Below are 25,789 nucleotides of genomic sequence, written 5' to 3' on the forward strand. Positions count from 1 at the left end.
CCGGGACGGCAGACTGGAATTGACCGGGTTCGTGGGGTCCGGCACAAACCATCGCTTCATGACCCGTTTCGATCCATTTTTCCAGACCGCGCTGGAGGGACTGTCCCGCCGGCATCTGCGGCGTGAACTGCGGCCGCTGGAACGCGACGGGCCGGTGATCGTCCGGCGCGACGGCGGGACGCTGCTGAATTTCTCGTCCAACGATTATCTGGGCCTGTCCGTCCATCCGGCCCTGAAGGCGCGGTCCATCGAATGGACGCAGCGTTTCGGCACCGGCAGCGGGGCGTCGCGCCTGGTGACGGGCACCAGCGAACAGCATCGGCTGGTCGAAGAGAAGCTTGCGCGCTTCAAGGGCACCGAGGCGGCGTTGCTGCTGGCATCGGGATGGCAGGCCAATGCCGCGATCCTGCCCGCCCTGTTTCGCCTGTCGATGGAAGCGACAGGCGCGCCGGCGGTGGTCTTTACCGACCGGCTGAACCACGCCAGCCTGCATCACGGCTGCCTGGCGGCCGGTATCCGCCAGATCCGCTTTGCCCATAATGATCTCGGCCATCTGGAGCAGGCGCTGGAGCGCCATGGGGGCCAGAAGGGCCTGCGCTTCATCGTTACCGAAAGCGTGTTCAGCATGGATGGCGACCGTGCCGATATCGCGGCCCTGAAGGCGCTGGCCGATCGGTACGACGCCTTCCTGTATCTGGACGAGGCGCATGCGACCGGGGTGCTGGGGCCGCAGGGCAGGGGCCTCTCCGCCGAAACCGGGGGCGTGGACCTGGTGATGGGCACGTTCAGCAAGGGGCTGGGCGGGTTCGGCGCCTATGTCGCCGGTTCGCGCGCGCTGTGCGACTGGCTGGTCAGCACCTGCTCGGGCTTTATCTATACCACCGCGATGCCGCCCTCCCTGCTGGGGGCGATCGACGCGGCGCTGGACCTGGTGCCGACGATGGATGCCGAGCGTCGGCACCTGGCGGCGCTGGCGGCGCAATTGCGGACGGATCTGGCCCGTCGGGGCTGGTCCACAGGCCTGTCCTCCACGCAGATCGTGCCGGTCATGGTCGGTGATGCGGAACAGGCGCTGGCTCTGGCCCGCACACTGGCCGCGCAGGGGGTGCTGGGCGGTGCGATTCGGCCGCCGACTGTCCCGCCCGGAACGGCCCGCATCCGGCTGGCATTGAGCGCGGCTCATGATGCCGGGATGCTCGACCGTCTGCTGCGGGCGCTCGACGAGGGGGGACGGGAGCATGGCATTGTCCGATGATCCGGCGCCGACGGGGCTGTTCCTGGTCCATGGCTGGGGCTTCACGCCCGATTTCTGGCAACCGACCCTGGCGCGACTGGGTGGGGTCGAGGCGATGGCTCTGGATTTCGGCTTCTTCGGCCCCCCGCGTATGGCGGCGCGGCCGTCCGGACGCCATGTGGCGGTCGGTCATTCGCTGGGTGCGCTGTGGCTGCTGCTGAACCCGCCGGCCGATTGCGCCGGCATGCTGCTGATCAACGGTTTCGCGCGTTTTGGTGCCACGGCCGATTATCCGGAGGGGATTCCGCCCCGCGTGATCGAACGCATGGTGCGTGGGCTGGACCATCATGCGGACGACGTGGTCGCCACCTTTCGCGGCCGGGCGGGAATCGCGACGCCGGCGCCGGGCCCTGCCCAGGCCGAGCGGCTGGCCCGGGCACTGGCGTTGCTGCGCGATGCCGATGCGCGCGACTCACTCGATGCGGAGTCGGGCGACGCGGAATCGGGCGATGCCGAATCGAACGCCGCTCTGCCGCCGATTCGCGTTCTGGCGGGTGGGCAGGACCCGATTGTTCCGCCTGCCATGACCGAGGCCGGTTTCCGCGGCCGCGTGCCGGTCGAATGGGTGGAGGATGGGGGGCATCTGCTCCCGCTGACTCATCCTGACCGATGTGCCGCCGCGATTGCCGGCCTGATCGCGGAAGCGGGGCGGCGATGACCGTGCGCAAGCAGCAGATCGCCGCCCGTTTCGGTGCCGCCGAAACCTATGACGATGCGGCGCGGGTGCAGCGCCTGGTCGCCGAGCGGCTGGCTGAGCGAATCGCCGCCGCGGGCATCGCGCCTGCCCGCATCCTGGAACTGGGATGCGGCACGGGGCTCCTCAGCCAGCATCTGCGCCGCCTGTTTCCGCATGCGGACCTGACGGTGAGCGATCTGGCGCCGGAAATGCGCGACCGCGCCTGCCGCCGGCTGGAGGGCATGCACGGGGAGGGGAATGTGCGCGCCCTGGTGCTGGATGCCGAGGCGCCGGAAGCGGCGGGCGAGGGGTATGACCTGATCTGCTCCAGCCTGTCGATGCAATGGTTCTCGGACCGCGCGGCGACACTGGGGCGGCTGGCTGCCATGCTCGTGCCCGGTGGCATGATGGCGTTCTCCACCCTCTGCGCGGGCAGCTTCGCCGAATGGCGGCGTGTCCATGCGGCGGCCGGGCTGGACTGTGCGATCCCGGCCTATCCGGCCGCGACGCAGCTCGAAGCCGAGTGGCCGCCGACCGGCCGGGGCTCGTGGCAGGTCGAGACGATTCTCGATCGGCCGGAGACGGCGCTGGCCTTCGTGCGCGAACTGCGCCAGATCGGCGCATCCGTGCCGCGCGAGGGCACGCGCCCGGTTGCGCCGGGGGCGATGCGCCGGCTGCTGCGGGATCTGGAGACGCCGTCGGGTGTCACGACGAGCTATATGGTCGGTTATGGCCTGTTTCGGGCGCCCGTCCGTCGGGGAGTCTTCGTGACGGGCACGGATACCGGTGTCGGCAAGACGCTGGTTTCCGCCTGTCTGGTCCACGCCTGGGCGGCGGAATACTGGAAGCCTTTCCAGACCGGGATTGCCGAGGACATCGCCGACAGTGTGACCGTGGCGGCGCTGGCCGGGCTGGAACCGGCGCGCATCCATCCGCCGGCCTCCGTGCTGTCGGCCCCGCTTTCGCCCTTCGATGCCGCCGAGCGGGAGAATATCGTGCTCGATACGGCCGGGTTGCGTCTTCCCGAGCCGGGGAGCGCGCAGCCGCTGGTGGTGGAAGGAGCGGGTGGGGTGATGGTGCCGGTGGCGCCGGATTGCATGATGATCGACCTGATCGCACGCTTCGCATTGCCGGTGGTGCTGGTCGCGCGCAGCCAGCTTGGCACGATCAACCATACGCTGCTGACCTTGCAGGCCCTACGCCAGCGGGGAATCGCCATTGCCGGCGTGGTGCTGAACGGCCCGCCATCGCCCGAGGCGCGGCGGGCGGTCAGCCTGTTCGGTGGTGCGCGGGTACTGGCGGAATTCCCGCATCTGGACCGGATCGGCCCGGCGCAAATCGAGGAATTGGCCCGGCTGCTGCCGCCGTTCGGGCGCCTCTAGGTCAGTAGCGGCGCAGCAGCCCGACCAGAGAGCCCTGGATACGCACCCGGTCGGACGGCACGATGCGCGATTCGTAGCGCGCGTTGGCGGGCTCCAGGGCGATGGTGCTGCCGCGCCGGCGGAGCCGTTTCAGCGTGACTTCCTGGTCGTCGATCAGCGCCACCACGATCTGTCCGTTATCGGCTATGTCGCCGCGACGGATGATGACGGTGTCGCCATCGAGAATCCCGGCCTCGATCATCGAATCGCCGGCGACTTCCAGCGTGTAATGATCGCCACGGCCCAGCAGGTTCATCGGTACGGAGACCTGTGCCCCGGTCTCGCGCAGTGCCTCGATCGGCTGGCCGGCGGCGATACGGCCGTAGAAAGGCAGGCTGACGGCATCGGCGTCGGTCGCGATCGGCGCGCCGGCCAGCCGGCCGGCGAAATCGCCCTTGATGACGTTGGGCACGAAAGAATGATCGGCCGGGTCGGGGGAAAGCCTGGCGGGAGCAGCCTCTTCCTGAGAGGCTGGGGGAAATGCCATCTCCGGCAGGCGCAGCACCTCCAGCGCGCGGGCGCGATGATGGCGGCGTTGCAGGAAGCCGCGCTCCTCCAGCGCCGAGATCAGCCGGTGGATGCCGGATTTCGACCGCAGGTTCAGCGCATCCTTCATCTCGTCGAAGGAGGGCGAAAACCCCGTCTGCTTCAGGTGCCGGTCGATGAACAGCAGCAGTTCATGTTGCTTGCGCGTCAGCATTGGCACCCCGTGACCCAAATCGTTCCGTCAGTCGGCCGATCCGTTGTCAGCAGAAGGGAACAAACAGGAAACCGCCTTGTTGTGTTCTATATTGGTTCACGCCCGGCCGTCAATATCATTGCCGTAACCAAAAATGGAGCGGTCAGATTGCCAGCATGTCCAGCCTGACCACCCGGCAGGGCTCGCCCGCCCGTGCCGGTGGGGCGTGCGGCGGGCGCAGGATCAGGGCCTGGCTGCGGGCCAGGGTGTGCAGCATCGCGGAATCCTGGCGGCTGAAGGCGGTGGCCAGCAGCCTGCCATCCGGGGCGCGGGACAATGTTGCGCGCAGATAATCGGCCCGGCGGTCATTCTCCGGCAGGTCGCCGCCCAGGATCGCGACATCTTCGGGCAGGCTCCGTTCCGCATGGCCTGCCAGCGCGCGGATCGCCGGCAGGGCGAAGACCAGGCCGCAGACCAGGGCCGCCACCGGATTGCCGGGCAGCCCCAGGACGGAGACCCGGCCGATCCTGCCATGCATCAGCGGCTTGCCGGGGCGCATCGCGATCTTCCAGAAATCCACCGTCAGTCCGATCCGTTCCAACCCCTGCTGCACCAGGTCGTAGCGGCCGACACTGGCGCCCCCGGCGGTCAGCAGCAGGTCGGCGGTTTCGATGCCGTGCGCCAGGCGGGCGATATCGGATACGGTATCCCGCGCGGAGGGCAGCATGACCGGCACGCCGCCACAGGCGCGCACCAGGGCGGCCAGCATCGGGGTATTGGAGTTGGCAATGCCGCCCGGCGCGATCGGGTCGCCCGGCAGCGCGATTTCATCGCCCGTGGACAGGATGGCGACGACCGGGCGGCGACGCACGGCAACCCAGGCATGGTTCGCCGCGGCGGCCAGCCCGATATCCCGCGCCGTCAGCGCGCGCCCGGCGGGGACGACGACCTGGTCCACGGCGAAATCCTGGCCGCGCCTGCGAATATGCTGCCCAGCCCCGGGAGGAACGGCGACCGTGACGGTGCCGCCGTCTTCCTGCGCGTTCTCCTGGATCAGAATCGCGTCGGCGCCATCGGGGACGACGCTGCCGGTATAGATCCGCACGGTCTCGCCCGGCCCGACCCGGCCGGGAAAGGGATGGCCCGCCGGGCTTTCGCCCACCAGCGACAGGGTGCCGCCGGGCGCGCAATCGCCCGCCCGGACCGCGTAGCCGTCCATGGCCGAGACGTCGGCTGGCGGGTTGTCCAGCCGGGCCGCGATATCGGCGGCAGCGATTCGCCCCCAGGAATCGGCCAGGGGTACCAGCTCCGGCCCCGTGGATACGAGGTCCGCCAGGATACGCGCCTGGGCTTCGGCGACACTCAGCATCGGTCCCAATCTCCCCCATTCGACGGTCATGCGCACATATCTGCTCGATTCGTGCGACTAACGCTTGACCTCAGGGCTCTGTATGCGCATTTTCCGCCGACTTGAACCACTGCTGCACCTGATTGTTCCAGCAGCGGCGGAGCAGTGCTGAGGATTCCATGGCCAAGACCAACACCATTCAGATCAAGCTCGTCTCGTCGGCAGACACCGGGTATTTCTACGTTACGAAGAAGAATGCCCGTGCCCAGACCGGCAAGCTCGAAATGCGGAAATACGACCCCGTTGCGCGCAAGCACGTGGCCTTCCGCGAAGCGAAGATCAAATAATCCGCCCTATCCCGCGCATTGCGCGCGGGATAGGCACGCAGAAAGGCCGGGTACCCTGAGGGTGCCCGGCCTTTCTGCGTTTCAGCCTTTCTGCGTTTCAGGGAGCTGGCTGGACAGGTGCGCTACGGTCAGAACAGCCGGTCGTGCTGACCGTAGGGGATGACCAGTTCGCCGGGGCGGGCCAGGTTCAGCATCGCGCGCGACCGCTCGTCCAGCGTGTCGCGGTCCAGCGCCTTTTCCTTCAGTCCGCTGACCCGGCGCGCCCAGGCATTCTGTTCCGAGACAGCGTCGACCTGTGCGGCGCGGGCTTCGTCCAGCAGGCGCAACTGCGCCTGGTAGCTGTGGATGCCATGGTCGCCCTGCATGGCGTTTACGCCGAAATAGGCGGTCAGGCCGATGAACAGGGAAGGGGGGATGACCATACGGAGGGTCCGCCGCACAATCCGGCCGATCTGCATGGTCCGTCTCTCTCCGTTTCAGCAGGGCGCCAATAAATACATCTGCACTATTCCCGATTCGGCGGCGGCGGGAAACTGTTTTCCTCGTCATGCCGCCGAATCGGGTCATGTTGCGTGATCAGGCGGTCTTCAGGATCGTCCGGCCAGCATAGCGGGCGGCGGTGGCCAGCTCGTTTTCGATGCGGATCAACTGGTTGTATTTCGCGGTCCGGTCGGAACGCGACAGGGAACCGGTCTTGATCTGCCCGCAATTGGTGGCAACCGCCAGGTCGGCGATGGTCGAATCCTCGGTCTCGCCGGAACGATGGCTCATGACGGCGGTGTAGCCCGCGCGATGGGCCATCTCGACGGCTTCCAGCGTCTCGCTCAGCGTGCCGATCTGGTTCACCTTGACCAGCAGCGAATTGGCGACCCCGGCCTTGATGCCGCGACGCAGGCGCTCCGGATTGGTCACGAACAGATCGTCACCGACGAGCTGGACCGTCTTGCCCAGCGCCGCGGTCAGGGCGGCCCAGCCTTCCCAATCGTCTTCCGCCAGCCCGTCCTCGATCGACACGATGGGGTAGCGGGCGGCGAGGTCGGCCAGGTAGCCGATCATGCCGGCCGAATCCAGGCTCTTGCCTTCCCCTTCCATGACATAGCGGCCGTCGCGGTAGAATTCGGTCGCGGCGCAGTCGAGTGCGAAGGTCACGTCCTCGCCCGGGCGGTAGCCTGCGGCCTCGACGGCCTTGGTGATGAAGCCCAGCGCCTCGTCGGCCGATTTCAGGCCGGGGGCGAAGCCGCCCTCGTCGCCGACATTGGTGTTGTGGCCCGCCGCCGACAGGTTCTTCTTGAGCTGGGCGAAGATCTCGGAACCCACGCGCACCGCGTCGGCCAGCGTGGGCGCGCCCACCGGCTGGATCATGAATTCCTGGATGTCGATCGGATTGTCGGCATGCTGGCCGCCATTGACGATGTTCATCATCGGCACGGGCAGGGTGCGGGCGTAGACGCCGCCGACATAGCGATAGAGCGGAACCTGCAGTTCCTCGGCCGTGGCCTTGGCCACCGCCAGCGACACGGCCAGGATCGCGTTGGCGCCGAGCCGGCCCTTGTTGGGGGTGCCGTCCAGATCGATCATCGCTTCGTCGATCGCGACCTGATCCGACGATTCGGCGCCCTGCAGGGCTTCGCGGATCTCGCCTTCGATATTCTCCAGCGCCTTCAGCACGCCCTTGCCGCCGTAGCGGGACTTGTCGCCGTCACGCAGTTCGACCGCCTCATGCGCGCCCGTCGACGCCCCGGACGGAACAGCGGCCCGGCCTTTCGCGCCGGATGCGAGTTCGACATCGACCTCCACGGTCGGATTGCCACGGCTGTCCAGGATTTCACGCGCGACGATATCGACGATAGCACTCATGGATCTGCTTCCTCGGTTTATGACTATTGGGCCCGTTGCAGGTCTGCCGCGACGTGCAACGGCGATCGGGGTGTCCTCGCGGCCATCCCGATATGCCAGACAAGATTCTTCTGCCACCTGTGATCGGTATCATGGGCAGGCGGCCAGCCGCGCGATAATAGCAGGGCGGGAGGAAGATAAACATGAAACGCCTGCCGCTTCCAACGGTTCTGATGGGAATTGTCAGCCCCGTTCCGGCCATCATCTTCGCGGTGGGAAGCCTGTTCTCCACCTCTGCCGTGCCGGGCATGACCATGGGACTGGTGGAATATGCCGCCCTGCTGCTGGCTTTCAGCGGTGCGGTCCATTGGGGGCTGGCGCTCGACCGGCCGACCCTGATCATGGGGGCGCGCCGCGACGCGCGGGGAGACAGGCAGCGGCTGGTACGGGGCGCCCTGCCGCTGCCGGTCGGCTGGCTGGCCTGCCACGCGACCTTCCTCGGCCATGTCACGATCGGGCTGGCCGTGCTGCTGGCGGGGTTCTTCGGGCTGTTCCTGGCGGAGCGGGCGGCGTGGCGCAGGGGTGAGCTGCCGTCGGGCTATCTGGCCCTGCGGCTGTGGGTCACGTCCGTGTTCATGGCCTGTCTGGGGCTGGCGATGCTGACACGCATCGCCTGATCCCGACAGGCCATGGCCACGGGTCAGAGATCCTTGGTCAGGCAGTCGTAGCGTACCAGGCGCTCGATCAGGGGCTTCATGTCCCGGATCGGGATCATGTTCGGGCCATCGCTGGGGGCCTGATCCGGGTCCTGATGGGTTTCGATGAAAACGGCCGCCACCCCGATCGCCAGGGCCGCGCGGGCCAGGATGGGGGCGTATTCGCGCTGCCCGCCCGATGATCCGCCCAGGCCGCCCGGCTGCTGGACCGAATGGGTGGCGTCATACACCACCGGATAGCCGGTCTCGGCCATGATCGGCAGGCCGCGCATGTCGTTGACCAGCGTATTGTAGCCGAAGCTGGTGCCGCGCTCGCACAGCATGATCCGCTCGTTGCCGGTCGAGGCGATCTTGGCCGCGACATTCTTCATGTCCCACGGCGCCAGGAACTGCCCCTTCTTGACGTTGATGGCGGCCCCGGTCTCGCCCGCCGCCAGCAGGAGGTCCGTCTGGCGGCACAGGAAGGCCGGGATCTGCAGCACGTCGACGGCCTCGGCCACCGGCGCGCATTGCTCGGCGGCATGCACGTCGGTCAGGACCGGGACGCCGAATCGCTCGCGCACGCCGGCCAGGATCTCGAGCCCTTTCGCCATGCCGACCCCGCGTGCCGCACCGATGCTGGTGCGGTTCGCCTTGTCGAACGAGCTTTTATAGATCAGGCCGACTCCGGTTTCGCCCGCGATCGTCCACAGCGCCTCGGCCATTTCCATGGCGTGGGCTTCGGATTCGATCTGGCACGGGCCGGCGATCAGGACGAAGGGCCGGTCGTTGCCGACCACAAGGTCCCCGATCGCGACCGGGCGGGGCGCCGTCATACCAGCCGCATCTTCTTGACCGCCGCGCCGACGAAGCCGGAGAACAGCGGATGCGGATCGAACGGCTTGGAGAGCAGTTCGGGATGGTACTGCACGCCGATGAACCAGGGATGGTCGGGATATTCGACCACTTCCGGCAGGATATCGTCGGGCGACATGCCCGAGAACCGCATGCCGGTTTGTTCCAGCTTCTCGCGGTAATGGACATTGACCTCGTAGCGATGGCGATGCCGCTCGCGGATATCGGTCTGGCCGTAGATCTCGGCCACCCGCGACCCGTCGGCCAGCTTGGCGGGGTAGGCGCCCAGGCGCATCGTCCCGCCCAGCTCCCCGCCTTCCCGCCGGCGCAGCAATTCGTTGCCACGGGCCCATTCGGTCATCAGGCCGACCAGCGGTTCGTCCGTCGGGCCGAACTCGGTCGAGGAGGCATCGGGCAGGCCCGCCAGGTTGCGGGCGCACTCGATGACCGCCATCTGCATGCCGAAGCAGATGCCCAGGAACGGGATATTGTGCTCGCGCGCGAATCGCACGGCCTGGATCTTGCCTTCCGCGCCGCGCTCGCCGAATCCGCCGGGCACCAGAATCGCATGGACGTTGTGCAGGGCCTCGAGCGCGTCTTCCGATTTCTCGAAGGTCTCGGCCTCGACCCAATCCAGCTTGACCCGCACCCGGTTGGCGATGCCACCGTGCAGAAGGGCCTCGATCAGCGACTTATAGGCGTCCAGCAGGGCCGTGTATTTACCGACGACCGCGATCCGGACCTCGCCTTCGGGGTGGCGAATCGCGTCCAGCGCCCGGTGCCAGCGCGACAGGTCGGGCTCCTGGTCGAAGGGCAGGCCGAAATGGCGCAGGACCTCATTGTCCATGCCTTCGGCATGGTACGAGATCGGGCAGGCGTAGATCGTGTCGACATCCAGCGCCGCGATCACGGCCTGGGGGCGCACATTGCAGAAATTGGCGATCTTCCGGCGTTCGGTATCCGGAATCGGCCGGTCCGACCGGCACAGCAGCATCTGGGGCTGGATGCCGACATTCTGCAGTTCCTTGACGGAATGCTGGGTCGGCTTCGTCTTCAGTTCGCCGGCCGAGGGAATCCACGGCAACAGGGTCAGGTGGACGAACATCGTCTGCCCGGTGCCCAGATCGTTGCGCAACTGGCGAATGGCTTCGAGGAAGGGCAGGCTTTCGATATCGCCCACCGTGCCGCCGATTTCGACCAGCACGAAATCCAGGTCTTCGGTGCCCGCGACCACGGCTTCCTTGATGGCATCCGTGATGTGGGGGATGACCTGCACCGTGGCGCCCAGATAATCGCCGCGTCGTTCGCGCGCGATCACGTCCGAATAGATCTGGCCGGTGGTGGCGTTGTCGGCCCGTGTGGCATGCACGCCCGTAAAGCGTTCATAATGCCCGAGGTCGAGATCGGTCTCCGCGCCGTCATCGGTCACGAAGACTTCGCCGTGCTGATACGGGCTCATGGTGCCCGGATCGACGTTGAGATAGGGGTCGAGCTTGCGTAGCCGGACCCGGTAACCGCGCGCCTGCAGCAGCGCCGCGAGGGCTGCGGAGGCAATGCCTTTACCGAGGGAGGAGACCACGCCGCCAGTGATGAATACATACCGCGTCATGGATGGCCTCCCTACACCGTTTCGACCTGCCGGGCAAAGCGAATAACGGCGCCTCTGCCCTGATAGAAAAAAGGCTGCCTTCCCACAGGAAAGGCAGCCGATCGTTCAGTGCGTAGCCGCTGGCGCCGCCGGCGGAGCCGCGGGCAATGCCGGGGCGGATGTCGCGGCAGCAGGGGCCGGCGGCTGGGCCAGGATATCGTGGCCGCTACCGGTCGAGGCACCGCGGTTCAGCACCGCCAGGGTCAGCGACAGCAGCATGAAGATGCCGGCCAGGACCGACGTGGTGCGCGTCAGCAGGTTGGCCGTGCCGCGGCCGGACATGAAGCTGCCCATGCCCTGGCTGCTGCCGATTCCCAGGCCACCGCCCTCGCTGCGCTGGATCAGGACCGTTCCGATCAGGGCCAGGGTGACGAACAGATGCAGAAAAAGCAGGACGGTGATCATTCTCGACTTCCGATAGGGCGGCGCAGACCGACCGTTTACAGGTCTATGGCGGCGCGGACAATCGGCAGAAACGCGTCGGCCTTCAGGCTGGCGCCGCCCACCAGCGCGCCGCCGACCTCGGCGATCGGCAGGATGGTGGGGGCCTCGCGCCCGCTGACGGAGCCACCATAGAGAATCCGCGTGGTCTTTCCCGTCTCGCCGAACTGGCGTGTCAGTTCGGCGCGGATGAAGCCCATCATGTCCGCGATGTCCTGGGGCGATGCCGGCACGCCCGAGCCGATGGCCCAGACCGGCTCGTAGGCTACGATGCCGTTGAAATTGTCGGGCAGCGAGCCCTTGATCTGCCAGCCGACGACATCCTGATATTCGCCGGCGGCCCGCTGGTCGGCGCTTTCGCCGATACAGACGATCGGCGTTAGGCCGGCGTCCATCGCGGCCACGGTCTTTTCGCGTACCGTCTCATCCAGTTCGCCATGCTCGCGCCGCCGTTCGGAATGGCCGAGAATGACATATTCCACCCCGAACTCGGCCAGCATGGCGGCCGAGATGTCGCCGGTATGCGCGCCTGAGGGCGCGTGATGGCAATCCTGGGCACCCAGCGCGATGCCGGTGCCCTTCAGCAGGGGGGAAAGGGCTCCAAGCTGGGTGAAGGGCGGGCAGACCACGACCGGCGGCGGGTTGGCAATGGCCTTCAAACCCTGGGCGATGGCGCTCACGAGGTCCCGCGAGGGGGCGTCCAGCCCGTTCATCTTCCAATTGCCGACGATCATCTGCTTCATATGGCTTGCCCCCTTGATCTTATATCGTGGGGCGGTCGAGCCGCCCGGTTGCCGATACCGTACACCATGCGTGCCGCACCAGCACAATGGCCACGCGCCAACGCTGTGTCCGCGCATAGGGTTCTGGTCAATCGCGGGGTGTATCCCTATGGTGCCCGGCCGAATAAGGCGGCCGGACGGCCGCCATAGTCGCTTGTGCCGCCTTCGTCCGGATATTGTCGTTCATGATTTCCTTCCTGCGTCACGTCTTCGTCGATTCCTGGCTGGGTCGCGTCATTGCCGGCCTGCTGTTCCTTGCCTTCGTCGGCTGGGGGGTGGGCGATGTCCTGTCGAATATCGGCAGCCAGCGCGCCGACATCATCGTGCGGGTGGGCAGCCAGACCGTCACCACCAACGATTTCCTTTCGGCAGTGCAGAATGAATTGCAGCAGGTCGCCCGCCAGGCTGGCGTGGGCGATCCGTCCCAGCTACCGGTCGCGACGCGGCGCCAGGCGGCTGAACAGGTGCTGCAGCGCCTGATGATGCAATCCGAAATCACGCTGTCGGCCGACCGTCTGGGCGTGACCGTTCCGGACGATGCGCTGCGCGAGGAAGTGTTCGGACTGCCGGCCTTCAAGGGGCCGGACGGGCGATTCGACCGTAAGCTGTTCGATTCGCGCCTGCAGCAGATCGGCATGACCGAGGCGCGCCTGCTGGAGCTGATCCGGGCCGACCTGGCGGTGCGCGCGCTGATCGAACCGATCCAGAACGGTGCCCGCGCGCCGGAAGTCATGGTCCGCCAGGCGTTCGATTTCGATGCGCAGACCCGGACCATCGACCTGGTCCGCTTTCCGCTGACTGTCCAGGCGGCGCCGGAGTCCGATGCGGCGCAGCTGCACCGTTTCTACGACAATCATCCCTGGCTGTTTCAGACGCCCGAATACCGCCATGCGCGGGTGGTCGTGCTGTCGCCCGACAGCGTGGCCCAGTCGGTCGAGATCCCCGATGCCGAGCTGAAGCGGCTGTATGAGGCCGAGGCGTCGAAATACCACGTGCCCGAGACCCGCAGCGTGCAGATCGTGACCGCGCCGAGCCAGGCCCGTGCGCAGGCGATCGCCGACCAATGGAAGGCGGGTGCCGATTGGGGCCGCATCCAGGCCGATGCCAAGGATTCCGCCACGGTGCAGATGGACAATGTCCGCCAGGCGGGGATTCCCTCGGCGGGTCTGGCGAAGCTGGTCTTCGGTGCGACGCTGTCCGACCTTCAGGGGCCGGCGCAGGTCGATACCGGCTGGGTCGTGTTCAAGGTCACGCTGATCACGCCGCCGCACGATACCGATTTCGCGACGGCGCGGCAGGAGTTGCGCGAGCAGGTGGCGCGCGGCCAGGCTGCGGAACTGATCGGCCAGCGCGTGCAGAAGCTGCAGGACGCGATTGCCGGTGGCGGGCTGGACCATATTCCCGACAATCTGGGGGCGGCGGCCATCGCCGGCACGCTGGACGCGCGGGGCATGACCCAGGGGGGTGAGACGGCGCCGATCCCGGCATCTCCCGCCCTGCGCCAGGCCATCGTCGAGAAGATCTTCAGCGCGGCGAAGGGGGCGAACCCGACGCTGGTCCAGGGGCCGGAGAATGGCTGGTTCGCGGTTGCGGTCGACAGCATTACGCCCGCCCAGCTTCAGCCCTTCGATGCGGCATCCGCCCAGGTGCGCGCCGCGTGGAATGACGAGGCACGCCGCCATGCGGCCAACGTCGCGGCCACCGCGCTGTATCTGGCCGCCAAGGCGCATGGCGGCGTCTCGGCTGCCGCCGGGGGCCAGCAGGTCGAGCATCCGGCGCCACTGGCGCGCGGGCGGGCGGTGGACGGCGTGCCCGACGAACTGGCGCGCCTGATCTTCCGCTTCGACAAGGCCGGGCAGACGGCCATGCTGGATGGCGCGGACGGTTTCTATGTCGCGACGCTGACCGCGATCACGCATCCCGATCCCGCCACGCAGGCGATGCAGGTCGGCCGCATCCGCAGCGGCCTGTCGCAGGCTCTGGCGGACGATATCGGGATGTCCTACGCCGCAGCCCTTCAGCAGGTGGTCAAGCCCAAGACCAATATGAGCGCCCTGAAATCAGCCCTGTCCTCGGTCACCGGGACGGGCGGCGCCGGAGACACCAGCCCGTGACGACCATCATTCAGACCATTCCCGCCGCGCCGACCCTTGCGGAACGCGACGCGGCTCTGTCCGCCCTGCGACAGGGAGAGGGCAGTGTGGTCTGGAGCGTGGAGGCCGCCGACCTGCTGACGCCGGTCGCCGCCTATATGCGTCTGTCGCGCCTGGCCGGCGCCACGGATGCCAGCCAGGCCCGCAATGCCTTTCTGCTGGAAAGCGTCGAGGGCGGGGTGGCGCGCGGCCGCTATTCGGTCATCGGCCTGCTGCCGGACCTGGTCTGGCGCTGCCATGACGGGAAGGCGGCGATCAACACCGCGCCGGCTGCCGACCCGGAACGCTTTGCCCCGGTGGCGGAGGCGCCGCTCGATTCGCTGCGCGCGATCATCCGGGGCAGCCGGATGGTCCTGCCGGCGGGGCTGCCGCCGATGACGGCCGGCCTGTTCGGCTATCTGGGATACGACATGGTGCGGCAGATGGAGCATCTGCCGAATACGCCACCCGACGATCTCGACCTGCCCGAGGGGGTGATGATCCGTCCCGGCCTGTTCGCCATCTTCGACACCGTGCGGGACGAGCTGATCCTGGCCGCGCCGGTGCGGCCGAGCCCGGATCGTGCGCCCGAGCAGGTGTGGCAGGCGGCGGAAGACCTGATCGCGCTGGCGCGGCGCACCCTGTCGGAACCATTGGCGCTGCACGAGATCCGGCCGGACTATACCGGCCCGCTGGAGCCTCCGCGTTCGAACTTCACGCGCGAGGCGTTCTGCGACATGGTTCGGCGCATCCAGGAATATATCGCCGCCGGCGATGCCTTCCAGGTCGTGCCCAGCCAGCGTTTCTCGACCCCCTTCACCCTGCCGCCGCTGGCACTGTACCGGTCCCTGCGCCGCATCAATCCGGCGCCGTTCCTGTTCCATCTGGCGTTCGACGGGTTTACCCTCGTCGGTTCCTCGCCCGAGATCCTGGTGCGCCTGCGCGATGGGCGGATGACGGTGCGCCCCCTGGCCGGCACCCGGCCGCGGGGCCGCACGGCGGAAGAGGATCTGGCACTGGAGCGGGACCTGCTGGCCGACCCGAAGGAACTGGCCGAGCATCTGATGCTGATCGACCTGGGTCGCAACGATGTCGGGCGGGTCTGCGCGATCGGCAGCGTCAAGGTCACGGAGAAATTCGTGATCGAGCGGTTCAGCCACGTCATGCATATCTCGTCGAATGTCGAGGGCGAATTGCGGCCGGGGCTGGAGGCGCTGGATGCGCTGGTCGCGGGGTTCCCGGCCGGCACGCTGACCGGGGCGCCGAAGATCCGGGCAATGGAGATCATCGACGAGGTCGAACCGACCCGGCGCGCGACCTATGCCGGGTGCATCGGCTATTTCGGCGCGAATGGCGAGATGGATACCTGCATCGGCCTGCGGATGGCCGTGGTCAAGGACGGGCAGATGCATGTGCAGGCCGGCTGCGGCGTAGTGGCCGACAGTGTGCCCGATGCGGAGTACGAGGAAACGCAGCACAAGGCCCGCGCCCTGTTCCGCGCGGCCGAGGCGGCGGTACGGTTCGCGCGCGGCGGCAACGTGGACTGACCGCCTCATCCAGCTCGGTCATAAAATTACACGCTCCGCCCTTGTTTTCGTAACAAACAACCCATTTTAACACGATATGTATTATTTCGACGAAATTTTGAACTGTTGTTTGACCGGACTGGAACAGAAGGCCATCATGTCGCCATGATCCTGCTGATCGATAATTACGACAGTTTCACCTTCAATCTCGTCCATTACCTGGGCGATCTGGGGGAGGAAAGCGACGTACGCCGCAACGATGCGCTGACGGTCGATGAGGCGATGGCGCTGAAACCCGAGGCGATCGTGCTGTCGCCGGGCCCCTGTTCGCCCAACGAGGCCGGGATCTGCTGCGACCTGATCCGCCGCGCGGCCGGGCATGTGCCCATTTTCGGGGTCTGCCTGGGCCACCAGGCCATCGGGCAGGTGTTCGGCGGTACCGTGGTCCGGGCGCCCGTTCCCATGCATGGCAAGGTCAGCCCGGTCTTTCATGATGGCAGCGGCGTGTTCGAGGGGTTGCCCAGCCCCTTCCAGGCAACCCGCTATCACAGCTTGACGGTCGATCCCGCTACCCTTCCGCCCGAGCTTGTGCCCGTTGCGCACACCGAGGACGGCGTCATCATGGGGCTGCGCCACCGTAGCCTGCCGGTATTCGGGGTCCAGTTTCATCCGGAGAGCATCGCGTCGGAGCACGGGCACGCCATCCTGGCCAATTTCCTGGCGATCGCGCGCGGGCTCAATACGCCGCGAAAGGCGGCCTGACTGAAGATGGATGGCACGCCGTCCCTGCCTGTCGCCCCAGCCGACGCCTTTCGGGCCCTCCTGAGCCGACTGGCGCGCGGCGAGACCCTGAACGAGGCCGACGCCGAACAGGCTTTCGGCCTGATCATGGATGGCGGCGTGCCCGACATGCTGATCGCGGCATTCCTGATGGCGCTGCGGGTGCGGGGAGAACAGCGCGCCGAACTGCTGGGGGCGGTGCGCGCCGTGCGTGCGCGCATGCGGCGGGTGGCCCCGGTGCCGGCGGGCACGATCGATGTCTGCGGAACCGGCGGCGACGGGCTGGGCACGCTGAATATCTCCACCGCCGTCGCCTTCGTGCTGGCAGCGCTGGGTGTGCCGGTGGCCAAGCACGGCAACAAGGCCCTGTCGTCACGGTCGGGCGCGACCGACGTGCTGGGCGCGCTGGGCGTTCTGTTGTCGGACGATCCGGCCGTGATCGCCGCGCGGCTGAACGATAACGGCCTGGCCTTCATGGCGGCGCCGTCGCACCATCCGGCCATGCGCTATGCCGCGCCCGCGCGCACGGCGCTGGGGGTACGGACGCTGTTCAACCTGATCGGTCCCCTGAGCAATCCGGCGGGTGTTACGCGCCAACTGGTGGGGGTGTTCGATCGGTCGTGGCTGCGCCCGGTCGTCGAGACCTTGCAGCTTCTGGGGTCGGAGCGCGTATGGGCCGTCCATGGAACATGCGGCGTGGGCCAGGGCGTGGACGAACTGACGCTGGCAGGCCCCACCGCGATCGTGGCGTTGCAGGACGGGGTTCTGTATGATTTCACGCTGGAACCCGCCGATGCCGGCCTGAAGCCGGCGCCGATTTCGGCGATTACCGGTGGAGGGCCGATGGAAAACGCGGCCGCCCTGGAGGCTTTGCTGGCCGGGGCCCACGGGGCCTATCGGGACACCGTTCTGCTGAACGCGGCGGCGGCGCTGCATGTCGCCGGCCGTGCAGACATTCTGAAAGAAGGAAACGTGCAGCCCGCATCGCTGCGGGCATTGGTCGCTGACGCGGCCCGTGTTCTGGATGACGGATCTGCACTGGCTGTTTTGAAATCCGCGCGCGGCGGCCGGCCGTCCGCGCGGGACGAATTCATACAGGGTTGATCATGAACGATACCGCGACGAATCCCGCTCAGAACGAGTGCGGCACCGCCTCGGACCCGGATGGGCTTCCGGATGTCCTTGCGCGCATCTGCGCCCGGACCAGGGTCGATGTCGCGCAGCGGGCGACCGTCACCCCTCTGAAAGAGATTACGGCCCGGGCCCGTGAGGTCACCACACCGACCCGCGGTTTCGGCCAGGCGCTGAAGCAGCGGACGGCGGACCGCCAGATCGGGCTGATCGCGGAAATCAAGAAGGCCTCGCCCTCGGCCGGCATCCTGCGTCCCGACTATGATCCCGCCGGCATCGCGGCCGAATATGAGAAGGCGGGTGCTGCCTGCATCTCGGTCCTGACCGAGGGATCATGCTTTCATGGCTGTGCGGAGGACCTGCAGCGGGCGCGCGATGCCTGTGCGCTGCCGATCCTGCGCAAGGATTTCATCCTCGATCCGTGGCAGGTGCATGAAAGCCGCATTATCGGTGCGGATTGCATCCTGCTGATCCTGGCGGCCCTGACCGACAGCGAGGCGGCGGAATTGCTGGATATCGCGCGCGGGCTGGACATGGACGTGCTGGTCGAGGTGCATGACGAAGCCGAGCTGAACCGGGCGCTGGCGCTGGATACGTCGCTGATCGGGATCAATAACCGAAATCTCAAGACATTGAAGACGGATCTTGAGACGACGCTTCAGCTTGCGCCGCTGGTTCCGCCGGACCGGATCGTGGTTTCGGAAAGCGGGATCGGCACGCATGAGGATGTCGTCCGACTCAACGATATCGGGGCCAGTGGTTTTCTGGTCGGCGAAAGCCTGCTGCGTCACCCGTCGCCGGGTGAGGCGGCCCGCATTCTGCTGGGCGGCGCCTGAACCATGCCGATTCAGGGCGGCCTGACCCATCTGGATGCAAATGGTCACGCCGTGATGGTGGATGTGGCCGACAAGGCGGTAACGGTGCGGCAGGCGGTCGCACGCGGGCTGGTCACCATGCGGCGGGAAACGCTGGATCTGATCCTGTCGGGCGGCATGAAGAAGGGCGATGTTCTGGCTGTCGCGCGTATCGCGGGCATCATGGCGGCCAAGAAGACGTCGGATCTGATTCCCCTTTGCCATCCGCTGGCCCTGAGTTCCGTGCGCGTGGAACTGACCCCGACCGAGGATGGAAGGGGGATCGAGATCGAGGCCAATGTCGGGACGGCCGCGCAGACAGGGGTGGAAATGGAGGCCCTGACGGCGGTCAGCGTCTGCGCCCTGACCCTTTACGATATGTGCAAGGCTGTCGACCGCGACCTGACGATCGAGCATATCCGCCTGATCACGAAATCCGGTGGACGCTCGGGGCTCTATCAGCGCGCGGAAGTGGAGAGGCCGGGTCAGGCGCCTGCCGCAGGCTGAAAGAAGAAACCGCTCTGCGGCATCGCACGATGCTCGCAATCGGCGCGGACGCATGACCGGCAGCCAGGGCCGATCGAGATGAATGTGCGCGGATCGTGCAGGTTCAGCATCGACGAATAGACGACCTCGTCCGCATGGGCGACGGAGCAGCCCAGCACGATCGCGCGTTTCGGCTGGCGGTCGAAGAACGACTGAGGGTGGGAGACGACAGCCCGCGCCACGCTGATGAAGAGGCCGCCTTCAGTGTCCTGCGAAATCTGGATGATCAGCTTTCCTGCCGCCGAGAAACTTTCGAAGACGTTCCAGCGTGGGCACAGTGCCCCGAAGCGGGCGCGGCTGAAGCGGTTGGCGCTGTAGCTTTTCAGCACGTTGCCCGCCACATCCGCCTTGATGAAATAGAATGGAACGCCCTCCGCGCCCGGACGCTGGAGGGATGAGAGCCGCTGGCATACCTGCTCGAAACTGGCCGAGAAGGTCGTTTGCAGGCGATCGAGATCGTGTTTGAAGGCCTTGGCTTTTGCGGCGAACAACTCGTACGGCATGATAAGTCCGCCCGCGAAGTAATTGGCCATGGCCGCGCGGGCGATCGAGCGCGTGTTCTCGTCCGACAGGAGCGGGTGGCGTGCGGCCTCGTCGATCAGCGTGGAATATCCCAGTTGGGCGACCAGCCGCGCCATGCAGAATGTCCGGGTGGGGCCGGGCAGGCCGGGCACGAAGCGGGCGGTTTTTTCAGTGCTGTCGAAATGGCATGGGCTGCTGTTGGCGACGGTGGGTTCGGCCGGCGTGGTGGAGACCGTGACGCCGAAGCGGTCACGCAGGTGGCGCTCCAGTCCGGTTCCGATCGTATCCGTGTCCAGCCGCCCGGTTTCGTACAATTGTTCGGCCGTGCGGTCGAGCGTGTCGAAATAGTTCCGTTCCGCCTGCACCCAGTCGCCGACGATCTCGTAGGCCGACGAGAGTTTGGACCATGCGGAGGCACGCTCGGCTTCCGTCCGTTTGTCCGGCTGGGTCTCGCTCCCCTGCTCGTGCATGGTCCTGACCGAACGATAGAGTTCCAGAAACATCTTCACGAAGGCGGGATTGTCCCTGATGGCGCCATGGATCTCGCGTTCCGGTAGCGAGGAGCGGAACATCGGGTCGCTGGATGCCTCCCGCAGAAGGCGGAGCATCCGGATCTCGCCGTCATCGCCGAAATAGCTCGGGGCGACGGAGAACATGTCGCACAGCGTCACCAGCAATCGCGTCGGGACCGGCTTGGCGTTGTTTTCGATCTGATTGAGGTAACTCGCGGAAATGGCCAGGCGTTGGGCCATCATCCTCTGCGAGATCGCATTCGCGATCCGCAATGCACGCACGCGGTTGCCGCAAAACATCTTTCGACCGCTGGTGTCGCTCACGTTCACTCCGTTTACCATACGCGTCCGGTTTGTTTCCGACCTTACACCTCTTTCCGCCTTTGAGGACGGGTCTCCGCACGGTAAAAAGGCAGCGAATATCGTAAATCTGCCGTCGGATTCCGCCATCGCCGTCGCATGTCGGCCTATCGGGAAAATCTGCATCCCCGATCCGTAAACACGGCAAATTGAGTGAACATCACCAGACCGGAGCGCCAGAGGGCGGGACAACCATCCCTCGCTGGCGCCGCGGTGCGCGAAAAAGGGAGAGAAACCATGGGCGATAAGAAACCGTCCGGCACTGGCGCGGGCGTCTCCAATCCCGACCGGAACAATGCGATCTTCACCACGGACGAGCTGAAGCACGCTTTTTACGACATGGTGCTGATCCGCCGGTTCGAGGAGCGTGCGGGCCAGTTGTATGGCATGGGCCTGATCGGCGGCTTCTGCCACCTGTATATCGGCCAGGAAGCCGTGGTCGTCGGTGTTCAGATGGAACTGAGGCAGGGCGACAAGCTGATCACGTCCTATCGCGACCATGGGCAGATGCTGGCCGCCGGCATGGACCCGCGCGGCGTCATGGCCGAACTGACGGGGCGCGAGGGCGGCTATTCCCGCGGCAAGGGCGGGTCGATGCACATGTTCTCGCGCGAGAAGAATTTCTATGGCGGCCACGGGATCGTCGGTGCCCAGGTGGCGCTGGGAATCGGTCTGGCCTTCGCGAACAAATATCGCGGCACGGACGAAGTCTCGATCGCCTATTTCGGCGAGGGGGCGTCCAACCAGGGCCAAGTCTATGAGAGCTTCAACCTGGCGGCCCTGCACAAGCTGCCCTGCGTGTTCGTGATCGAGAACAATCATTACGGCATGGGCACCAGCGTCGAGCGCGCCTCGGCGTCCAAGGAACTGTGGCGCAATGGCGAGCCCTGGGGGATTCCGGGGCGCAAGGTCGACGGCATGGATGTCGAGGCCGTGCGTCAGGCCGCGCGCGAGGCCGTGGAATATTGCCGTGAGGGCAAGGGGCCGTTCCTGCTGGAAATGGCGACCTATCGCTATCGCGGCCATTCCATGTCCGACCCCGCGAAATATCGTCCGCGCAGCGAAGTGGACGAGATGCGCAAGAACCATGACCCGATCGACCGGGTGCGTCGTGAACTGCTGACGCTCGGTGTCGAGGAGGCGGAACTGAAAGCACTTGAGGACAAGGTGAAGGCGATTGTGGCGGATGCAGCCGATTTTGCGCAGAGCAGCCCGGAACCGGATCCGTCGGAACTGTGGACCGACGTGCTGGTGGAGGGCTGAACGATGACCACCCAGATCCTGATGCCCGCTTTGTCGCCGACCATGACCGAAGGCAAGCTGGCCCGCTGGCTGAAGACGCCTGGCGACCATATCGCCGCCGGCGACGTGATTGCCGAGATCGAGACCGACAAGGCGACCATGGAAGTCGAGGCCGTCGATGAAGGCACGCTGGCCGACATCCTGGTGCCCGAAGGCACCGAGCATGTGGCGGTGAACACGCCGATCGCGAACCTGCAATCGGAAGGCGCGGATGCCGCGCCGGCGGCGGCGCCAAAAGCGGCTGCACCGGCCGCGGCGCAGACCGCACCGGCAGTTCCGGCCCAGGCGGCGCCGGCGGCGCCGACGGTCGCGCCCGACAAGGAGTGGGGCGAGACGGTCGAGATCACGGTGCGCGAGGCGCTGCGCGACGCGATGGCCGCCGAGCTGCGGCGGGATGACGATGTGTTCCTGATCGGCGAGGAAGTCGCGCAGTACCAGGGGGCCTACAAGGTCTCGCAGGGCCTGCTGGACGAATTCGGCGAGAAGCGCGTGATCGACACGCCGATCACCGAACATGGCTTCACCGGCATGGCCGTCGGTGCCGCGCTGACGGGGCTGAAGCCGATCGTGGAATTCATGACCATGAATTTCGCGATGCAGGCGATCGACCACATCATCAATTCGGCGGCCAAGACGCGCTATATGTCGGGCGGCCAGATTTCCTGCCCGATCGTCTTCCGTGGCCCGAACGGTGCGGCCGCCCGCGTGGGGGCCCAGCATTCGCAATGCTATGCGAGCTGGTATGGCCATGTGCCTGGCCTGAAGGTGGTGGCGCCCTGGTCCTCGGCCGATGCCAAGGGGCTGCTGCGGGCGGCGATCCGCGATCCGAACCCGGTGATCGTGCTGGAAAACGAGATCCTGTACGGCCAGAAGTTTCCGTGCCCGGTCGATGACGAGTTCATCCTGCCGATCGGCCGCGCGAAGATCGAGCGCGAGGGGGCGGACGTAACCATCGTCGCCTTCTCGATCATGGTCGGCACGGCGCTGGAAGCCGCCGCGATCCTGGCCGAGCAGGGGATTTCGGCCGAGGTGATCAATCTGCGGACCATCCGTCCGCTGGATACGGAGACGATCGTCGCCAGCGTGAAGAAGACCAGCCGTCTGGTCTGCGTCGAGGAGGGCTGGCCCTTTGCCGGTATCGGCGCGGAGGTGGCGATGCAGGTCATCGAACATGCGTTCGACTATCTCGACGCCCCGCCGGCGCGGGTTGCCGGCGCCGACGTGCCGATGCCCTTCGCCGCCAATCTGGAAAAGCTGGCCCTCCCGAACCCGACCTGGGTGGTGGATGCGGTCCGCAAGCTGGTCTGAGGAGCACGCGCCATGTCCGTGAACATCCTGATGCCGGCTTTGTCGCCGACCATGACCGAGGGCAAGCTGGCCCGCTGGCTGAAAAAGGAAGGCGAGGCCATCGCCTCCGGCGACGTGATCGCCGAGATCGAGACCGACAAGGCGACGATGGAGGTCGAGGCCGTCGATGAAGGCACGCTGGGGCGCATCCTGGTTGCGGCCGGCACCGAAGGCGTGAAGGTGAATGCACCGATCGCCATTCTGGTGGCGGAAGGCGAGGCGGTACCCGATGCGGCGCCGGCTGCCGCCGCGCCTGAGGCGGCCCCGGCCGCCCCTGTGGCGACGCCGGTTGCGACGCCTGCCGCGCCGGTCGCCGCACCAGCCCCGGTCGCCGAGGTTGCGCCGAAGGCTGGGCGGGTCTTTGCCTCGCCGCTCGCCCGGCGCATCGCGGCCCAGAAGGGTATCGACCTGGCCCAGGTGATGGGTAGCGGGCCGAATGGGCGCATCGTGCGCCGCGACATCGAAGCGGCCTTGGGCGCGCCGGCTGCCGCGCCCGCCGCGCCCAAGGCGGCGCCGCAACCTACGCCGGCGGTGGCGATCGACGTGCCGCATACGCTCGTGCCGAATTCTTCGGTGCGCAAGGTCATCGCGCGCCGGCTGACCGAGGCGAAATCGACCATTCCACATTTCTACGTCGCGATGGACGTGGAACTGGATGCGCTGCTGGCCCTGCGTGCGCAGCTCAATGCGTCCTCGCCGGCCGAAGGGCCGGGGGCGTTCAAGCTGTCGGTCAACGATCTGCTGATCAAGGCCGTCGCCGTCACGCTGCGGCGGGTGCCGAAGGTCAATGCGTCCTACACCGAGGATGCGACCATCCTGTATGACGATGTCGATATCTCGGTCGCGGTGTCGGTTCCCGACGGGCTGATCACGCCGATCATCCGCAATGCCGACCGCAAGTCGCTGAGCCAGATCAGCAACGAGGCGAAGGAGCTGATCGCCCGCGCCCGCGCCGGCAAGCTGAAGCCGCACGAATTCCAGGGCGGCTCGTTCTCGATCTCGAACATGGGCATGTACGGGGTCAAGGCGTTCTCGGCCATCATCAACCCGCCGCAGGCCGCCATCCTGGCCATCGCGGCGGGCGAGAAGCGGGCGGTGGTGAAGGGGGATGCCATTGCGATCGCCACCGTCATGACGGTGACGCTGTCGGTCGATCATCGCGTGGTCGACGGCGCGCTGGCGGCCGAATGGGTGGCTGCCTTCCGCGCGGTGGTCGAATCGCCGCTCAGCCTCGTGGTCTGAACCGAAGTGGCCCGGTTCGTCCGGGCCACGGACCTTTTCTGAACCGGCATCCTTGCGGCCGGCGCCTGTCCGGCCGCCACCTGCTCCGGGAACGTACATCAATGAACAAGACAGAATTCGATCTCGTCGTCGTCGGCGGCGGCCCCGGCGGGTATGTCGCCGCGATCCGGGCCGCGCAGCTTGGGCTCAGGACTGCGTTGGTCGAGGCCAATCATCTGGGCGGCATCTGCCTCAACTGGGGCTGCATCCCGACCAAGGCGCTGCTGCGCGCGTCCGAGATCAATCACCTGCTGCATCATCTGGGCGATTTCGGCTTCGCGGCCGACAATGTGCGTTTTGACCTGCAAAAGGTGGTCAAGCGCTCGCGCCAGGTTGCCGGGCAGCTTTCCTCCGGCGTCGGGCACCTGCTGAAGAAGAACAAGATTGCGGTCTTCGACGGATTCGGGGCGCTGGCGGGCAAGGATGGCAGTCGCCGCCTGCTGTCCGTTACCAAGGACGGCAAGCCGGTTGCGACGCTGAGTGCGAAGAACGTCATCCTGGCGACCGGTGCGCGTGCCCGGGTGCTACCGGGGCTGGAGCCCGACGGCAAGCTGATCTGGTCCTATCGCGAGGCGATGGTGCCGACCGAAATGCCCAAATCGCTGCTGGTGATCGGCTCGGGCGCGATCGGCATCGAATTCGCCTCGTTCTACCGCAACATGGGCGCCGAGGTGACGGTCGTCGAAGTGCTGGACCGTATCCTGCCGGTCGAGGACGAGGAAATCAGCGCCCTGGCGCACAAGGCGTTCGTCAAGCAGGGCATGACCATCCTGACGGGTGCGAAGCTCGGGCCCATCACCAGGGGCGCCGACAATGTCAGCCTGTCGGTCGAAGCCGGGGGCAAGACGCATGCCATCACCGTCGATCGCGTGATCTCGGCCGTGGGCATTGTCGGCAATGTCGAGAAGCTGGGCCTGGAAGGCACCGCCGTCACCGTCGACCGGACGCATGTGAAGGTCGATGCGCAGTGCTTTACCGGCGAGCCGGGCGTCTACGCCATCGGCGATCTGGCCGGGCCGCCCTGGCTGGCGCACAAGGCCAGCCACGAGGGCGTGATGTGCGTCGAGGCGATCGCCGGGAAGCATGTCCACCCGATCGACCCGCTGAACATTCCCGGCTGCACCTATTGCCGCCCGCAGATCGCCTCGGTCGGGCTGACCGAGGCCCGCGCGAAGGAAGCCGGGCGCAAGGTGCGTGTCGGCCGCTTCCCCTTCATCGGCAATGGCAAGGCCATTGCGATGGGCGAGCCCGAAGGGCTGGTCAAGACGGTGTTCGATGCCGAAACCGGCGAACTGCTGGGCGCGCACATGATCGGCGCCGAGGTGACGGAAATGATCCAGGGCTATGTCATTGCCCGGACATCGGAACTGACCGACGCGGAACTGAAGGAAACGGTCTTCCCGCATCCCACCATCTCGGAAGCGATGCATGAGGCGGTGCTGGCCGCCTATGACGGGGCATTGCATATCTGAAT

Annotated in this window: 24 protein-coding genes; 15 read left to right on the forward strand and 9 right to left on the reverse strand. The window is 66.6% G+C overall.

Annotation, left to right across the window (positions count from 1 at the left end; genetic code table 11):
- Nucleotides 1–58 precede the first annotated feature (58 nt).
- Genes bioF through bioD form a run of 3 tightly spaced genes read left to right on the forward strand, consistent with a single transcriptional unit; the run spans nucleotide 59 to nucleotide 3,352 of the window.
- On the forward strand, nucleotides 59–1,255 hold the full coding sequence (gene bioF / locus HLH36_RS09785) for an 8-amino-7-oxononanoate synthase (protein WP_182986273.1): 1,197 nt from the start codon (nucleotides 59–61) through the stop codon (nucleotides 1,253–1,255).
- The gene (locus HLH36_RS09790; RefSeq protein WP_182986198.1) at nucleotides 1,239–1,952 is read left to right on the forward strand and encodes an alpha/beta fold hydrolase; all 714 of its coding nucleotides are present in this window, start codon (nucleotides 1,239–1,241) and stop codon (nucleotides 1,950–1,952) included. The genes bioF and HLH36_RS09790 overlap by 17 nt, the downstream gene beginning before the upstream one ends.
- The gene (bioD, locus tag HLH36_RS09795; RefSeq protein ID WP_182986199.1) at nucleotides 1,949–3,352 is read left to right on the forward strand and encodes a dethiobiotin synthase; all 1,404 of its coding nucleotides are present in this window, start codon (nucleotides 1,949–1,951) and stop codon (nucleotides 3,350–3,352) included. Before HLH36_RS09790 ends, bioD begins: the two co-directional genes overlap by 4 nt.
- 1 nt (nucleotide 3,353) lies before the next feature.
- Here bioD and lexA read toward each other — a convergent pair whose 3' ends face one another.
- Complete coding sequence (lexA, locus tag HLH36_RS09800; RefSeq protein ID WP_182986200.1) at nucleotides 3,354–4,091, reverse strand: transcriptional repressor LexA; 738 nt, start codon at nucleotides 4,089–4,091, stop codon at nucleotides 3,354–3,356.
- Nucleotides 4,092–4,233: 142 nt separating this feature from the next.
- A complete protein-coding gene (locus HLH36_RS09805) occupies nucleotides 4,234–5,439 on the reverse strand; it encodes a molybdopterin molybdotransferase MoeA (protein WP_182986201.1) in 1,206 nt (401 codons plus the stop codon).
- Nucleotides 5,440–5,597: 158 nt separating this feature from the next.
- Between HLH36_RS09805 and rpmG the strand changes: the two genes are divergently transcribed.
- Entirely contained in the window at nucleotides 5,598–5,765 is a 168-nt protein-coding gene (gene rpmG / locus HLH36_RS09810) for a 50S ribosomal protein L33 (RefSeq protein WP_114728317.1), read from the forward strand.
- Between the two features lie 128 nt (nucleotides 5,766–5,893).
- Here the strand turns inward: rpmG and HLH36_RS09815 are convergent, their stop codons facing one another.
- On the reverse strand, nucleotides 5,894–6,223 hold the full coding sequence (locus HLH36_RS09815; protein ID WP_182964513.1) for an FtsB family cell division protein: 330 nt from the start codon (nucleotides 6,221–6,223) through the stop codon (nucleotides 5,894–5,896).
- Nucleotides 6,224–6,341: 118 nt separating this feature from the next.
- Nucleotides 6,342–7,622: a phosphopyruvate hydratase gene (gene eno, locus HLH36_RS09820; protein ID WP_182986202.1), complete on the reverse strand. Its 1,281-nt coding sequence runs from the start codon at nucleotides 7,620–7,622 to the stop codon at nucleotides 6,342–6,344.
- A 182-nt stretch (nucleotides 7,623–7,804) separates the two neighbouring features.
- Here eno and HLH36_RS09825 point away from each other — a divergent pair, with 182 nt between their 5' ends.
- Nucleotides 7,805–8,278: a DUF3429 domain-containing protein gene (locus HLH36_RS09825; RefSeq protein ID WP_182986203.1), complete on the forward strand. Its 474-nt coding sequence runs from the start codon at nucleotides 7,805–7,807 to the stop codon at nucleotides 8,276–8,278.
- 23 nt (nucleotides 8,279–8,301) lie between these two features.
- Here the strand turns inward: HLH36_RS09825 and kdsA are convergent, their stop codons facing one another.
- The 4 genes from kdsA to tpiA all read right to left on the reverse strand — a co-directional run bounded on the left by kdsA (nucleotide 8,302) and on the right by tpiA (nucleotide 11,983).
- The gene (gene kdsA / locus HLH36_RS09830; RefSeq protein ID WP_182986204.1) at nucleotides 8,302–9,132 is read right to left on the reverse strand and encodes a 3-deoxy-8-phosphooctulonate synthase; all 831 of its coding nucleotides are present in this window, start codon (nucleotides 9,130–9,132) and stop codon (nucleotides 8,302–8,304) included.
- Nucleotides 9,129–10,760, reverse strand: a complete 1,632-nt coding sequence (locus HLH36_RS09835; protein WP_182986205.1) for a CTP synthase — start codon at nucleotides 10,758–10,760, stop codon at nucleotides 9,129–9,131. The genes kdsA and HLH36_RS09835 overlap by 4 nt, the downstream gene beginning before the upstream one ends.
- Nucleotides 10,761–10,865: 105 nt before the next feature.
- Nucleotides 10,866–11,204 carry a preprotein translocase subunit SecG gene (gene secG / locus HLH36_RS09840; RefSeq protein WP_182964508.1) on the reverse strand — a complete coding sequence of 113 codons (339 nt, stop codon included), beginning with the start codon at nucleotides 11,202–11,204 and terminating at the stop codon, nucleotides 10,866–10,868.
- Nucleotides 11,205–11,239: 35 nt separating this feature from the next.
- Nucleotides 11,240–11,983 (reverse strand): triose-phosphate isomerase, encoded by a 744-nt coding sequence (gene tpiA / locus HLH36_RS09845; protein WP_182986206.1) that lies wholly within the window; start codon nucleotides 11,981–11,983, stop codon nucleotides 11,240–11,242.
- A 224-nt stretch (nucleotides 11,984–12,207) separates the two neighbouring features.
- Here tpiA and HLH36_RS09850 point away from each other — a divergent pair, with 224 nt between their 5' ends.
- From HLH36_RS09850 to moaC, 6 genes are all read left to right on the forward strand, one after another.
- Nucleotides 12,208–14,136 (forward strand): peptidylprolyl isomerase, encoded by a 1,929-nt coding sequence (locus HLH36_RS09850; RefSeq protein WP_182986207.1) that lies wholly within the window; start codon nucleotides 12,208–12,210, stop codon nucleotides 14,134–14,136.
- Nucleotides 14,133–15,701 carry an anthranilate synthase component I gene (gene trpE, locus HLH36_RS09855; RefSeq protein ID WP_338030427.1) on the forward strand — a complete coding sequence of 523 codons (1,569 nt, stop codon included), beginning with the start codon at nucleotides 14,133–14,135 and terminating at the stop codon, nucleotides 15,699–15,701. Before HLH36_RS09850 ends, trpE begins: the two co-directional genes overlap by 4 nt.
- 144 nt (nucleotides 15,702–15,845) lie before the next feature.
- On the forward strand, nucleotides 15,846–16,442 hold the full coding sequence (locus HLH36_RS09860) for an anthranilate synthase component II (RefSeq protein ID WP_182986208.1): 597 nt from the start codon (nucleotides 15,846–15,848) through the stop codon (nucleotides 16,440–16,442).
- 6 nt (nucleotides 16,443–16,448) lie between these two features.
- A complete protein-coding gene (gene trpD / locus HLH36_RS09865; RefSeq protein WP_182986209.1) occupies nucleotides 16,449–17,564 on the forward strand; it encodes an anthranilate phosphoribosyltransferase in 1,116 nt (371 codons plus the stop codon).
- Nucleotides 17,565–17,566: 2 nt separating this feature from the next.
- A complete protein-coding gene (trpC, locus tag HLH36_RS09870) occupies nucleotides 17,567–18,427 on the forward strand; it encodes an indole-3-glycerol phosphate synthase TrpC (protein ID WP_182986210.1) in 861 nt (286 codons plus the stop codon).
- 3 nt (nucleotides 18,428–18,430) lie between these two features.
- Nucleotides 18,431–18,952, forward strand: coding sequence for a cyclic pyranopterin monophosphate synthase MoaC (gene moaC / locus HLH36_RS09875; protein WP_182986211.1), 522 nt, complete (start codon nucleotides 18,431–18,433; stop codon nucleotides 18,950–18,952).
- Here the strand turns inward: moaC and HLH36_RS20180 are convergent.
- Nucleotides 18,931–20,349, reverse strand: coding sequence for a short-chain fatty acyl-CoA regulator family protein (locus HLH36_RS20180; RefSeq protein WP_182986212.1), 1,419 nt, complete (start codon nucleotides 20,347–20,349; stop codon nucleotides 18,931–18,933). The genes moaC and HLH36_RS20180 overlap by 22 nt on opposite strands.
- Before the next feature lie 273 nt (nucleotides 20,350–20,622).
- Between HLH36_RS20180 and pdhA the strand changes: the two genes are divergently transcribed.
- The 4 genes from pdhA (at nucleotide 20,623) to lpdA (ending at nucleotide 25,787) form a co-directional block, all read left to right on the forward strand.
- Entirely contained in the window at nucleotides 20,623–21,648 is a 1,026-nt protein-coding gene (gene pdhA / locus HLH36_RS09885; RefSeq protein WP_182986213.1) for a pyruvate dehydrogenase (acetyl-transferring) E1 component subunit alpha, read from the forward strand.
- A 3-nt stretch (nucleotides 21,649–21,651) separates the two neighbouring features.
- Nucleotides 21,652–22,995 (forward strand): pyruvate dehydrogenase complex E1 component subunit beta, encoded by a 1,344-nt coding sequence (locus tag HLH36_RS09890; RefSeq protein ID WP_182986214.1) that lies wholly within the window; start codon nucleotides 21,652–21,654, stop codon nucleotides 22,993–22,995.
- 12 nt (nucleotides 22,996–23,007) lie between these two features.
- Nucleotides 23,008–24,276 carry a pyruvate dehydrogenase complex dihydrolipoamide acetyltransferase gene (locus tag HLH36_RS09895; RefSeq protein WP_182986215.1) on the forward strand — a complete coding sequence of 423 codons (1,269 nt, stop codon included), beginning with the start codon at nucleotides 23,008–23,010 and terminating at the stop codon, nucleotides 24,274–24,276.
- A 101-nt stretch (nucleotides 24,277–24,377) separates the two neighbouring features.
- Nucleotides 24,378–25,787: a dihydrolipoyl dehydrogenase gene (gene lpdA, locus HLH36_RS09900; RefSeq protein ID WP_182986216.1), complete on the forward strand. Its 1,410-nt coding sequence runs from the start codon at nucleotides 24,378–24,380 to the stop codon at nucleotides 25,785–25,787.
- Nucleotides 25,788–25,789 lie beyond the last annotated feature (2 nt).

Origin of the sequence: Gluconacetobacter aggeris (assembly GCF_014174395.1) — a bacterium.
Lineage (GTDB): Bacteria > Pseudomonadota > Alphaproteobacteria > Acetobacterales > Acetobacteraceae > Gluconacetobacter > Gluconacetobacter aggeris.